Origin of the sequence: Limosilactobacillus reuteri (assembly GCF_034259105.1) — a bacterium.
Lineage (GTDB): Bacteria > Bacillota > Bacilli > Lactobacillales > Lactobacillaceae > Limosilactobacillus > Limosilactobacillus reuteri_G.
Window position 1 is genome coordinate 22,866 of record NZ_CP139478.1, and the last position, 12,815, is coordinate 35,680.

Annotated in this window: 10 protein-coding genes, 2 tRNA genes and 2 pseudogenes; 10 read left to right on the forward strand and 4 right to left on the reverse strand. The window is 38.9% G+C overall.

Annotated features, from left to right (window positions below):
- Positions 1-10: 10 nt before the first annotated feature.
- Together SH603_RS01100 and SH603_RS01105 are read right to left on the reverse strand one after the other, a co-directional pair.
- A complete protein-coding gene (locus SH603_RS01100; protein ID WP_169471075.1) occupies positions 11-568 on the reverse strand; it encodes a helix-turn-helix domain-containing protein in 558 nt (185 codons plus the stop codon).
- A gap of 350 nt (positions 569-918) precedes the next feature.
- Positions 919-991 (reverse strand) — tRNA-Lys (locus tag SH603_RS01105).
- Positions 992-1,140: 149 nt separating this feature from the next.
- On the opposite strand from SH603_RS01105, the gene SH603_RS01110 reads away from it, so the two are divergent.
- Positions 1,141-1,575, forward strand: a complete 435-nt coding sequence (locus SH603_RS01110; protein WP_169471076.1) for a MarR family winged helix-turn-helix transcriptional regulator — start codon at positions 1,141-1,143, stop codon at positions 1,573-1,575.
- An 87-nt stretch (positions 1,576-1,662) separates the two neighbouring features.
- Positions 1,663-1,857 (forward strand): annotated as a pseudogene (locus SH603_RS01115) (multidrug ABC transporter permease); the annotation flags it as partial.
- Between the two features lie 18 nt (positions 1,858-1,875).
- On the opposite strand, the gene SH603_RS01120 reads toward SH603_RS01115, so the two are convergent.
- Entirely contained in the window at positions 1,876-2,841 is a 966-nt protein-coding gene (locus SH603_RS01120) for an IS30 family transposase (RefSeq protein ID WP_321533977.1), read from the reverse strand.
- Between the two features lie 89 nt (positions 2,842-2,930).
- Between SH603_RS01120 and SH603_RS01125 the strand changes: the two are divergent.
- Positions 2,931-4,460: pseudogene (locus SH603_RS01125) on the forward strand (ABC transporter ATP-binding protein); the annotation flags it as partial.
- A gap of 95 nt (positions 4,461-4,555) precedes the next feature.
- Here the strand turns inward: SH603_RS01125 and SH603_RS01130 are convergent.
- Positions 4,556-4,628 (reverse strand) — tRNA-Lys (locus tag SH603_RS01130).
- 175 nt (positions 4,629-4,803) lie between these two features.
- Here SH603_RS01130 and yycF point away from each other — a divergent pair.
- From yycF to SH603_RS01165, 7 genes are all read left to right on the forward strand, one after another.
- Entirely contained in the window at positions 4,804-5,511 is a 708-nt protein-coding gene (gene yycF, locus SH603_RS01135; RefSeq protein WP_011953351.1) for a response regulator YycF, read from the forward strand.
- 13 nt (positions 5,512-5,524) lie between these two features.
- A complete protein-coding gene (gene walK / locus SH603_RS01140; protein ID WP_169473425.1) occupies positions 5,525-7,390 on the forward strand; it encodes a cell wall metabolism sensor histidine kinase WalK in 1,866 nt (621 codons plus the stop codon).
- On the forward strand, positions 7,368-8,663 hold the full coding sequence (locus tag SH603_RS01145; protein ID WP_169471079.1) for a YycH family regulatory protein: 1,296 nt from the start codon (positions 7,368-7,370) through the stop codon (positions 8,661-8,663). Before walK ends, SH603_RS01145 begins: the two co-directional genes overlap by 23 nt.
- 12 nt (positions 8,664-8,675) lie before the next feature.
- Positions 8,676-9,518: a two-component system regulatory protein YycI gene (locus tag SH603_RS01150; RefSeq protein ID WP_169471080.1), complete on the forward strand. Its 843-nt coding sequence runs from the start codon at positions 8,676-8,678 to the stop codon at positions 9,516-9,518.
- Positions 9,519-9,535: 17 nt separating this feature from the next.
- Positions 9,536-10,342, forward strand: coding sequence for an MBL fold metallo-hydrolase (locus SH603_RS01155; RefSeq protein ID WP_169471081.1), 807 nt, complete (start codon positions 9,536-9,538; stop codon positions 10,340-10,342).
- Positions 10,343-10,502: 160 nt separating this feature from the next.
- The gene (locus SH603_RS01160) at positions 10,503-11,426 is read left to right on the forward strand and encodes an IS30 family transposase (RefSeq protein ID WP_321533978.1); all 924 of its coding nucleotides are present in this window, start codon (positions 10,503-10,505) and stop codon (positions 11,424-11,426) included.
- Positions 11,427-11,512: 86 nt separating this feature from the next.
- Positions 11,513-12,790 carry a S1C family serine protease gene (locus SH603_RS01165; protein WP_321533979.1) on the forward strand — a complete coding sequence of 426 codons (1,278 nt, stop codon included), beginning with the start codon at positions 11,513-11,515 and terminating at the stop codon, positions 12,788-12,790.
- Positions 12,791-12,815 lie beyond the last annotated feature (25 nt).

Consider the following 12,815-nt stretch of genomic DNA (forward strand, 5'->3'; position numbering starts at 1 on the left):
GACGTCCTTTTTATTTACGTGGTTGGTATATATATTGGTGGAAAAAGAAATATATTGCTAACATAAAACAATAGAGTAACATATTAAGATGCTTATTAATGAGCCCATAGATTACAATTATGATTATTAATGCTGTCCATATATACCCTAAAAGAGTATAGTGACTTTGCTTATACCAGTATTTTCCCAAGAAAAAACATTCTTTATAGGATAAATATTCTAGCAGAATACAAAATAAAATAGGAATTAAAATGTTTGACCAATAATTAGAAGGACTCCAAAAATAAAATCCTATAAGCAACCAAAACAATCCACGAATAATATTAAACGTTTGTGAGGCTTTATCACGGTTTAGGAAACTAGTTAGGTCTTTATTCTCTCTAAGTAATGAATCAACAGAGACATGATATATCTCACTGAGAGCAAGAAGTAATTTTAAATCAGGGTAACTTTTGTTGTTTTCCCATTTGGAAAGGGTTTGTCGCGTGATGTGTAATTCATCTGCAACGTTTTGCTGAGTTAGTCCTAACTCTTTGCGTCGACTTAGAATTTGTTCGCCAAATGACATATTAATTTGCTCCTTATATTTTGGTATAAGAATACGAAAATAGTTGGAAAAAGTCTAGCAATGTTTTATTGCAATGCCTATATAATAAGGGTTATGCTAAAGTAACTAAAAACATATTATTAATTAGATTGTTTATTAAAAATGCATTTTTTAGCATTTATATATGAATTTCTAATGATAAGACGAATGACCTAGCAACAATCGAAAGTGAATCAAAGACTAAGGCAGCCATTGAAGAATTAGAAGCACTTGGCGCAATTGAAATTATTTCCAAGCGTCCTAAACAACATGTAATTACAATTTTATAACAAAAAAAGACCACCGATTACTCGGTGATCTTTTTTATATGATGGGCAGTCAGGGGATCGAACCCTGGACCCACGGATTAAGAGTCCGTTGCTCTGCCAGCTGAGCTAACTGCCCATGTCTTTGACAACATAAATAATAATATCAACTTCCGATCATTTTCGCAAGTGTTTTTCTGAATTTATTTAATAAATTTTCAAATCCATATTTTAATTAGGTGTCTAACTGTTATAATTAACAATAAAATTAAAATTGGGAGTAATTTCATGGCATTAAAAAAAGATAAATTTGAGCAAATGAACCGTTTATTGCGGAACTATATGATTAACATGAAGCATTTTTATACTGAACTTGCCCCTGAATTAGATATAACTCCACAGCAAGCTCATACGCTTTTTTATATCGAAAAACACGTTGGTCTTATTCAACGAGAATTAGGTGACCATTTCCATTTACGGAATGCTAGTGTTACCAGTATGGTGAAAAATCTTGAACGCGACGGGTATATTATCCGGAAGGCGGATCAAGAGTCAGCACGAATTAAGCGTATTTTTCTTACCAAAAAAGGTGAAGAAAAGACTAATGAAGTTAAAGAAATATTTGATAAAGCTTATTTGCAGATTATTAGCCGCCTCGATGAAAGAGATATTGATGCAATAGTTAAAGGGATGACTAATATTAATAACAATCTAAAAAAATAAGTTAGACTCTTGACAGTTAGATGCCTATGTGTTTAAATGTTCATCATCATTAAAAGTTAGATATTTAACTGTTAGGAGGCTTATGCTTTGAACAGAAATAAATTTAGTTTTCGAAGTTTCTTTAGTTTAATAAATCAATTACATCCGCAGTATATTAAGCTTTTTGTGGGAATCTTACTAGGCTTTATCTCCACGGGTGCTAACCTATTTGTTCCTCAACTAGCACAAAAGCTAATTAATAATTTTAAGAGTATTAGTCCAACGTTGGCAATTTTAACAGTCCCGAAATGTCAATTTAAGTTAGAAAGAAAATAGTTGCTCATCAGTGACGTAAGACACGAATACTTCATATGGAGTTCGATAGCCTAGTGATTTACGGGGCAGGTTATTTTGCTTACTCATCAGTTGGGTTACCAATTCATCAGGAAGATTGCGGAAATCTAGCTGTTTCGTTAAGCCATCCCGGCGTAAAAGACCGTTGTTGTTTTCGTTCAGCCCTCGTTGATTGGGAGCACCAACCTCGGCAAAGTAAGTGTGAAAGTCAAATTGATTGGCAATCTCGCGCCAGCCGGCGAATTCTTTTCCGTTGTCAAAGGTAATCGATTTGAAGAAGTGCCGCGGGAATTTCCGAAGCCACTGACTTAAGTGTTGGTTAATCGCATCAGCCGTCTTTTCGTGCACATTGAGTACAATTTCGACCTTCGATTGGCGTTCGGTCAGGGTCATTACCGCCCCTTGGTGCTTTTTGCCTTGGACGGTATCAGCTTCAAGGTGCCCAAATTCAGTGGCATAGTGCGGAAAGTCCTTGGCACGCTCGTGAATACTTCGCCCCAATTGGCCAGCCTTCCCACGGCGCTCGACATAGCCATTCGGGTGCCGCTTACCTCGCATCGGCAAGGAACGGACATCGAAGCCGAACTGGCCACGTTCAAACATCCGGTAAAGAGTTCGCCGGTTACAACTAATTGGGCGCTCAGCGCGCCCAATAATGGTATCAGGCGTCCACCACTGGGCAATTTTGTCGTTGATATAAGTGAGTTCAGCCAGTGACAACTGAGTAAGTTTTCGGCCACAACGTTGCTTATTGCGCATATAGTGATCTTGATAATCAGCAATTGAGGCACCGGTTTCCAGGTAACGATAAACGCGATAAACGGTTTCGGCGCAACGTTTGATCATTTGGGCCACTCGGTACGCTTTAAGCTTTTGCACGAAAGAATGGGCGATGATTGTCAGCTCGTTTGTGGTAAGATGGGTGTAAGTCATTTGTGGTTTCCTTTCTTTTGTTTAGGGGTATTCAAAAGTCTACCACAAATGGCTTTTCTATTTTTCTAACTTAATTTTACAAACGGCGAGTTGTAATTTTTATAGCAGGATTAATTACAAGTGCGTTATCGGGGTTATTATTAGGAATTTTTGGTGAAAATGTTGTTTCTAAATTACGGAAACAATTATGGCAAAAACTACTTAAAATGCCTGTAAAATATTTTGATGATGTTAAAACAGGTGAGATCAGTTCCCGGTTAGTTAATGATACGTCACAGGTGAAGGATTTACTTGCTTCAACATTACCAAATGCAATGACATCACTTTTACAATTTGTTGGTGCACTGGTTATTATGTTAGCAATGGATTGGCGGATGACATTGTTAATGTTTGTGGCAGTTCCTTTAGTGATTTTAGTCATGTTACCGGTGATGAATCAGTCGCGTAAGATTGGTCGGATTCGGCAAGATGAATTAGCAAAATTTGCTAGTGATTCCACCGATGTATTGAGTGAGGTCCGATTAGTTAAGTCTTCAAACGGTGAAGAACATGAACTGGCAAAGGGAAATCGTCGTATCGACAATTTATATCATGTCGGGAGAAAAGAGGCATTGATTAACTCAGTAACGCAACCAATTACAAACATGCTTATGATGATAATGTTTCTTGGGATTCTTGGTTACGGAGCAATTCGCGTTATGAATGGTGCAATGACAATGGGCGCCTTAGTTTCGTTTTTAATGTATCTTTTCCAAATTATTAGTCCTGTTGTTGTAATTAGTCAGCTCTTTAATAATATGGCAAAGACTAGCGGAGCCACGGAGCGTATCCAACAAATCTTAACTGAACCAGAAGAATTTGTTACTGATAAAGCTGAAAAAGATATTGCGAGCGCACCATTGAAATTTGAGAATGTTGATTTTGCATATGAGGAAGGTAAGCCAGTCTTACGAGATGTTAGTTTTGAAACTAAACCCAATGCAGTGGTAGCTTTTGCCGGCCCATCTGGTGGAGGAAAGTCAACTATTTTCTCATTGATTGAACGATTCTATCAGCCAACAGGTGGGAAAATTTTGATCGGTGAAGAGAATATCGAAAATGTAGACTTAGCCAAGTGGCGTGAACAAATTGGTCTCGTAAGCCAAGATGCCGCGGTAATGCCAGGAACTATTCGTGATAATTTAACTTATGGGTTACGAAGAGAAGTCTCAGATGAGGAACTTTGGGCCGCGTTAAGAATGGCTTATGCAGATGGTTTTGTCAGTGAAATGGAAGATCAGTTAGAAACTGAAATTGGTGAACGAGGGATCAAACTTTCTGGGGGACAACGGCAACGAATAGCGATTGCGCGAGCTTTTCTCCGCGATCCAAAAATCTTAATGCTTGATGAAGCCACTGCTAGCTTGGACGCTGAATCAGAGGCGATGGTTCAAAAAGCATTGGGAGACTTAATGCAAGGAAGAACGACGCTCGTAATTGCCCATCGCTTGAGTACGATTGTTGATGCTGATAAAATCTACTTTATCGAAAATGGAACAGTATCCGGCGCAGGAACTCATCAGGAATTATTAAAGATAACACCACTATATGCACAGTATGTTAAGGATCAGTTTAAATAAAAATAAAGACTGCGAAAAGATAAGATTTTCGTAGCCTTTATTTTAAGTATGAAAAAAGCGACTGAGATAAAATCTCAATCGCTGTAAACCTCTGATGGGCAGTCAGGGGATCGAACCCTGGACCCACGGATTAAGAGTCCGTTGCTCTGCCAGCTGAGCTAACTGCCCATATCCTTTAACAGAATACTTAGATAGTTTAACCTGTTATTGATCAAATGTCAAATGTTTTTCATAAGTTTTTAGAAAATATTTATGGAACTTTTCCCTGTGCTATAATAGAGGCACTGATATATAGCAGATTTAAAGTAATTAATCAATTAACCCAATGGAGGGAATCATTGATATGGCAAAAAAAATTTTAGTTGTTGATGATGAAAAACCAATTTCTGATATCATCAAATTTAATCTTGAAAAAGAAGGATATGAAGTTGTCGTAGCCTATGATGGCGAAGCGGCTTTAGAACAAGTTGAAGCAGAAAATCCTGATTTAATTATTCTCGACCTAATGCTGCCGAAGATCGATGGACTTGAAGTGGCCAAGCGGGTTCGGGCTAAGCATACCATGCCGATTATTATGGTAACCGCTAAAGATTCGGAACTAGATAAAGTGCTAGGGCTTGAACTTGGGGCCGATGATTATGTTACTAAGCCATTCTCCAACCGCGAACTAGTAGCACGAGTAAAGGCTAATTTACGGCGTCAAGCAACTCTGAAGGCACCAGCAGAGGAAGAAAATAATACCGATATTCAAATTGGCGACCTTACGATTCATCCTGAAGCTTACACTGTAACTAAGCGGGGCGAAAATATCAATTTAACGCATCGTGAGTTTGAGCTTTTACACTATCTAGCTCAACATATTGGACAAGTTATTAACCGTGAACATCTTCTTCAGACTGTATGGGGTTATGACTATTTTGGGGATGTTCGGACAGTTGATGTGACCGTTCGTCGGCTTCGTGAAAAGATTGAAGATAACCCGAGTCACCCCCAATGGTTAATTACTCGGCGTGGTGTTGGCTATTACCTAGCAAATCCTGATCAGAATTAGAGGCTGAACCATTGTGAACAGCAAGTTAAAATTTTATCAATCGATTCGCTTTAAAATCGCTCTCGTATTCGTGTTAATTTTGATGTTAACACTTGAATGTGTTGGGGCGGTTTTTGTGCGTCAATTAGAGCATCAAAACCTTAATACGTTTAAGCAAACCATTGAATTACCGTCTTACGTTGATAATTCTTTAGCAGAGCAACTATCACGATCAAATACTAAAAAAGCAAACAAACAAATTAACCAAATCCTTTCAGAAGTTAATAATAATAATATTTCTGAAATCCGGGTGGTTGATAGTAAGAGCATTGTGCGGGGAACAAGCAACGCTGATAATCGAGGAGCAATTGGTCAGAAAACAACGGACCAAGCCATTAAAGCAACCTTATTAAATAATAGGTCGCATACCGAAAATTTGTACGATAATTCAAATCACACGCGCTACTATGTCAATGTGATTCCCCTTGTGGATAACAGTAATAATAACGTTGTGGGAGCTGTTTACCTGCGAGCTAGCCTGGAAAGTGTCTACTCTAATATTAATAATATTACGTTGGTATACTTATCCGCGGCAATGATTACTATTGTCTTGAGTTTGATCCTGGCAATTATTATTTCCCAGGAAATTACCCGCCCAATTGAAGAAATGAGGAAACAAACATTACGAATTGCCCGGGGAGACTATTCTGGTCAAGTAAAAGTATTGGGAAATGACGAGTTAGGACAATTAGCAGGGGCAGTTAATAATCTTTCTGTCCGGGTTGAAGAGGCACAGGAGTCAAGCGATTCTGAACGACGACGGCTTGATAGCATTTTGTCTCATATGTCTGATGGGGTTTTAGCCACTGATCGTCGAGGGAATGTGACAATTGTAAATAATATGGCGTTACAGTTACTAGGTGTCGAAAATGAAGATGATTTAATTGGTAAATCAATTATTGATGTGTTGGATATTCGTCATGACTATACCGTTCGTCAACTAGTAAATGGTGAACAGCGTGAGATGATTATTGATATGTCAAACTCTGGCAATAATTTGATCTTAAACGCCTACTTCTCACCAATTCAACGTGAATCTGGCTTTGTCAGTGGGCTTGTCTGTGTCCTTCATGATGTAACGAGCCAGCAAAAAGAAGAACGCGAACGGAAGCAATTCGTTTCAAACGTCTCGCATGAGTTACGGACTCCATTAACAAGTGTTAGAAGTTATGTCGAAGCATTAAGTGATGGTGCTTGGCAAGATAAAGAAATTGCCCCTAAGTTCTTAAAGGTTGTCCAGGATGAGACGGACCGGATGATTCGGATGATCAATGACTTGTTGAGTCTATCGCGGATGGATGCAGGGACAACGAAGCTCAATCTGGAATACGTAAATATCAATGAGTTATTTAACTATATCTTGGATCGTTTCGATATGATTATTAAAAAAGAAGAAGATCCAAAAAAGAAAAAATATACCATTGAACGATACTTTACTAAGAAAGATTTATGGGTTGAGATTGATACCGATAAGTTTACCCAGGTAATTGATAATATTATGAATAACGCGATTAAGTATTCTCCAGATGGTGGTGTAATTACAACCCGCTTACTGGAGACGCATAATCATGTTATTTTAAGCATTTCTGACCAAGGCCTAGGGATTCCACGAAAAGATCTTGGACGTATCTTTGATCGATTCTTCCGCGTTGATAAGGCAAGAAGTCGGAAGCAAGGTGGAACAGGTCTGGGACTAGCTATTTCCAAGGAAGTTATCAATATGCTTGGTGGACAAATTTGGGTTGATAGTGTAGAAGGCAAGGGTTCAACATTCTATATTTCCTTGCCATATGTACCTTATGAGGAGGAAGACTGGGATGATGAAGAAGCTGAAAAGTAATTGGCAAGCAATCGCCTTAACGGTTGTTGTGCTTCTTAGTTTATTCATTTCATGGATTGTCTGGACTAACCCATTTCCTTTTGAGGGAGCACGACACGAAAATTTCAATAATAGCCAATCACAACAATATACACCGCAATCAATGGGCGATGTTTATCTTCCAACTAAAGCAGTTGAGACAAGTGAAAAAGGAACTCAGAATCAACTTTATAGCCCCAAAGCTAATTTGATTCTGAGTGTGAAAAAAGAGTTAGAGGATTGGAAATTAGGTCGGACAAATGTTGTCAAACAAAATAATAGTGATGTTTACCTGAGTTATTTACGACGGCGGAACTCGTTAATGCTGACATATCCTGATGAGGTACCAAGCTCAGTCTTCAACGAAACATTTTCTCAGTCAATTGATACTGACCGGGTTAATCAGATTAACCATATTGTTATCCCATTAAACGGGCAACATGAGATTTACTTACTTGGTGACCACTATTATAGTGTGTATCGAGTACGGGTAGAGAAAGGAAAATTTAACCGTATTCGGCAACTTTTAAAGTCAATGGATCGGATCCCGGTTGACCACAAAATTATTAACGGGGTAGCGGTAATGATGTATCCGCGATCCTTTGAATTACCAGCATTAGGATATCAAATCACTGCGCAAAACATTGATACCCCTAGTGCTAGTCTAATGAGTACTAACCAACACACAACAATTACGGCAAATCGGAATGGTAACGAGACTACCTATACGGATGGAACCAATCGTCGGCTGATATTTAATCGCCAAAATGGAACGCTTAAATACGAAAACTACCTTAGTAAGGACGATCGGGAATCAACAAGCCAGATTTTCCCACACTTCTATAATAAGTTGACGACAATTGGAATTCCGCTTGATAATTTGCGCTATGATGAGGTGAGTGAGCATGGTCGTCGGTTAAACTATCGGGCTTATGTTAATAGCTTTCCAATTTTCAATAGTGATGGTTATGGGGAAGTAACGCTTGAATCCACAAGTGGCGGGAATGAACGCTTCTGGCTAAGTCTTTATAGTCTTCAAGTGCCATTGCCGATTGATCACCAGATGGTCAAGCTCCCATCAAGTGCAGATGTGATTAATCAATTACATGCAACCAACCGGATGCGTGACATCAAGGACTTACGTGTCGGGTATATTTGGAAAACTGATAAAGATAGTCATGTTGTAAAGTTAGTGCCAACATATTTCATTAAGTATCGTGGCCACTGGGTTGAATATACCGAGTTAGAAAAGTAGGAGGGTTAAAGAATGAATTTTAAACGTATTCAATGGATCTTTATCCTTGCCTTTTTGCTTTTTGATATTTTTGTTGGAAGTTCATTAATCTTAGAAACTAAATTTACAGTTTCTAATGGTCAGCAAAATCGCCAATCAACAGTGTTAAAAGAAATGCGTAATGACTCGATTAGTTATGGCAACCTTTCTAACAAGCAGCAAACCGGATATTATATTGCTGGGAAAAAATCATCGGATGGCGGAGTCCTAGAACAGGAAGCTGGGAAATTACGTAATCAAAATTTTCGCCTTTCGTCAGGAACACTGACTAGTGAGTTTGATAAGCCAATTAAAACGACTAAAAATAATGATATTCGGCGTGTCGACCAGCTGCTAAAAAATAAAAAGATGGTAAGTTTGGGAAATCATTATCGTTATAACAAGGAATTATCGGACAAAAATACCCTTGTTTATACGCAGATGCTAGAAGGAAAGCCGCTATTTTCAAATGATGGGCAAATTCGCTTTCGGATAAACTCTGACCATGAGATAACAGGTTATACGCAGACTTACTTGCAAGATGTTGAAATTCTCCGGCAACGGTCAAATACGATTAGCCAGCGCCGAGCAATTACCTGGTTGTATAAACATAATCAGATTCCTAATAACTCCCGCATTAGGTGGTCGGTGCTTAGTTATTCTAAGCTCCTTAACACTACTACTGATGATAAAGCAGTCTATGTGCCAACGTGGACTGTTGAAATCAAAACTAAAAACTCAGGAGCAATTCAACAATTACAAGTTAACGCGTTTAATAGTACAGTTATGAAGGAAACGCCAGATAGTGTGAATACGAACTCGTTAAATAATAAGTAATTGAGGAGGGACTTTAAGTGACAGAAACGGATCCATTACGTTATAGTGTACTTGCGAGCGGGAGTACTGGGAATGTAACTTATTTGGAAACGCGCAACCACCGGATCTTAATTGATGCCGGTTTAAGTGGGAAGCGGATTGAAAATTTAATGAAGAAGATTGATCGATCATTAAAAGACGTCAATGCAATTTTTGTAACGCATGAACACAGTGATCATACGCATGGTGTTGGTGTATTGGCACGCCGTTATGGAATGGATGTATATGCCAATGAGGGTACCTGGCAGGCAATGGCCGATAAAGTTGGTAAAATCCCATTAGCACAAAAGCATATTATTGCACCAAATACTGTTAAGGACTTGGGAGACATGGATATTGAAAGTTTTGCGGTATCTCATGATGCTGCGCAACCGCAATTTTACCAAGTTCACCACAATAATAAGACCTTCTGTATTATTACGGATACTGGTTATGTTTCTGATCGAGTTGAGGGAACCATCCGAAATGCAGATGCCTACGTAATGGAATGCAATCATGATACAGAAATGTTGCGGATGGGTCCTTATTCATGGCCATTAAAACAGCGGATATTAGGGGATGAGGGTCACCTTTCCAATGAAGAAGGTGCCGATGCATTGATGAGTGTTGTTGGGCGGCGAACCAAAGAGATTTTCCTTGGTCACCGTAGTCAACATAACAACATGCGTTCGCTCGCCCACTTAACAGTTGCAAGTTTGATGGAGCAGTATGACTTTGGCGTCGATCATGATTTTAAATTGCAAGATGCTGAACCAGAAGAACCAAGCAAGTTAATGACGTTATAATAAAGAGATCACGGTTTTTATCGACTTTATTCAATGATTTTTCATATTGGTAGATTGTAAAATTTAAGTTGAACATATTAGTGGACATAAAAACCCATAAAGGTCCTTCTTTCTAATGGAATGGTGTCACCACAACATTCCATTAGAAAGAAGGACCTTTATGGGCACCACTATTTTATCATTTGAAGACCGTGTTGTCATCGAAACTCTTCGTTATGAAAACCGCTCCCTTAAATACATCGCTGATTACCTTGGCTTCAGTAAAACCACGATCTTTAATGAGGTTCATCGTTTGACTGGTGAATATCACGCAGTTAAAGTTCAAGCTGATCATGAAGCTAAACTTAGTCATCGTGGGCGTAAAACCATCTTAACGACTAACCTCAAGCGATTAATTGAAGAAAAGATTAAGATCCAAAAATGGTCGATTGAACAAGTGGCTCATGTAGTTAGAATCGCCTACAAGACCATCTACAACTGGATTGATCAAGGAGTATTGGATATTGGCGTGGCTGATTTACCTGACCATGGAATTCGCCGCCGACGAGCCATAGAAACCCGTGGGACTTTTAGCCATGGACGTTCCATTGAAGATCGTCCCGCTGAAGTTATTGACCGTCATACCTCAGGTCACTTTGAAGCAGATACAGTTTTATCTGGAAAGCGTAAAGGTCAAGCAATAGCTACGTTTGTCGAGCGTAAGAGTCGTCTTACCATCGTTAAACGGCTTCAGGGACGAGATAGTACCTCAATGACCAAGGCCATTTTAGAATTAGCTAACCAGTTAGAAGATAATCTCAAGACCCTTACTGTTGACCATGGGAAAGAATTCGCTAACTACAAGCTAATTGAAGAGCAGGCCAGGATTCCCCTCTACTTTGCGCATGCTTATTCTCCACATGAACGGGGCAGTAATGAGAATCGCAACCGAGTACTACGACGCTTTATCCCCAAAGGTCAACCGATTGAGGAAATCACTGATGATGAGTTAATTCAAATTAACTGGTATTTGAACTCCAGGCCACTCAAATGTTTAAACTGGCGCACACCAATTGAGATCTTTTTGCGTAATCTGCGTCACTAACTTTGTTCAAGTTATTTCTTGCAATCTGCCTATTTAAATTGTAACTTGAAGATAGTGATTCTTTAACTTAGTGGAGGGTTTAATTGATGAATAGGATAAAACAAGCTTTTAAAGATCGGTTGTGGCTAGGCGTAATTATTGTCGGCTTATTTGCTGGTCTTATTGGTGGTGGAATCGCATTAGGAATTAATAACCTAGTACAACATCATGAAGAAGTAACAAGTACACGAGTCCCAGCTGGCTCTAATAAGTCTGGTGGTACGAAGGTTAATAAGAATAAGGCGGACTTAAACGGGGAAGCGTCCCAAGCTTATAAGTCCGTCCAAGGAGCCGTTGTTAGTGTTATTAATAAACAAAAAATTCAGCAATCAAGTGGGACGCTAGGAATTTTTGGTTATGGCAACAGTAGTAACGGCAGTAGCAGTGATTCGTCTAGCGATAATAAATTAGAAACCGCTAGTGAAGGATCAGGAGTTATTTACAAGAAGAGTGGCAATTCGGCTTATGTTGTAACTAATAACCACGTTGTCAAAGGTTCAAACGCGCTCCAAGTAATTCTAAGCAATGGTAAAAAAGTTAATGCTGATTTAGTTGGTGCTGATTCTGCAACCGACTTAGCTGTATTGAAGATTAACGCTACAAATGTTAAGACAGTTGCATCCTTTGGTAACTCTAATTCGATTGTTCCAGGTCAGGATGTGCTAGCAATTGGTTCACCAATGGGAAGTGAATATGCTAATACAGTAACGAAAGGAATTATTTCTGCAAAAGATCGGACATTAAAAGCCGGTACTGATGGAACTTTGACATCGGTTATCCAAACGGACGCCGCTATTAACTCTGGTAATTCAGGTGGTCCATTAATTAATATGGCGGGTCAAGTTATCGGAATTAATTCGATGAAGCTTGCTTCTGATACACAAGGCTCTTCAGTTGAAGGAATTGGTTTTGCCATTCCAAGTAATGAAGTTGTGACAATTATTAACCAGTTGATTAAGAATGGTAAAATAACTCGTCCATCACTTGGAATTAGTGTGGTGGATCTTAGTAATGTTACTTCTGATCAACAGCAATCAGTCTTAAAACTACCAACAAGCGTAAGCAAAGGGGTAGTGATTATGGATGTGAATAGTGGTTCAGTTGCTGATACTGCTGGATTGAAAAAGTATGATGTCATTATAAAGCTTGGTGATACCCAAGTTACAGATGCGGGTTCATTAAAGGCGGCCCTATATAAATACAAGGTTGGACAAACCGCTAAAGTCACTTACTACCGTGATGGTCAACAACATACCGCAACTTTGCATCTAACAAAGAGTGCTGATACAACGTCAACTGATGACTCGCAACAAGATAATAATTAATGAATTAAGATTAGGGATGGACATT

What these genes read in the sequence shown, in the direction of transcription:
- SH603_RS01100 (WP_169471075.1), bottom strand. Translation starts at nt 568, where the DNA reads ATGTCATTTGGCGAACAAATTCTAAGTCGACGCAAAGAGTTAGGACTA.
- SH603_RS01110 (WP_169471076.1), top strand. Translation starts at nt 1,141, where the DNA reads ATGGCATTAAAAAAAGATAAATTTGAGCAAATGAACCGTTTATTGCGG.
- SH603_RS01120 (WP_321533977.1), bottom strand. Translation starts at nt 2,841, where the DNA reads ATGACTTACACCCATCTTACCACAAACGAGCTGACAATCATCGCCCAT.
- yycF (WP_011953351.1), top strand. Translation starts at nt 4,804, where the DNA reads ATGGCAAAAAAAATTTTAGTTGTTGATGATGAAAAACCAATTTCTGAT.
- SH603_RS01145 (WP_169471079.1), top strand. Translation starts at nt 7,368, where the DNA reads ATGATGAAGAAGCTGAAAAGTAATTGGCAAGCAATCGCCTTAACGGTT.
- SH603_RS01150 (WP_169471080.1), top strand. Translation starts at nt 8,676, where the DNA reads ATGAATTTTAAACGTATTCAATGGATCTTTATCCTTGCCTTTTTGCTT.
- SH603_RS01160 (WP_321533978.1), top strand. Translation starts at nt 10,503, where the DNA reads ATGGGCACCACTATTTTATCATTTGAAGACCGTGTTGTCATCGAAACT.
- SH603_RS01165 (WP_321533979.1), top strand. Translation starts at nt 11,513, where the DNA reads ATGAATAGGATAAAACAAGCTTTTAAAGATCGGTTGTGGCTAGGCGTA.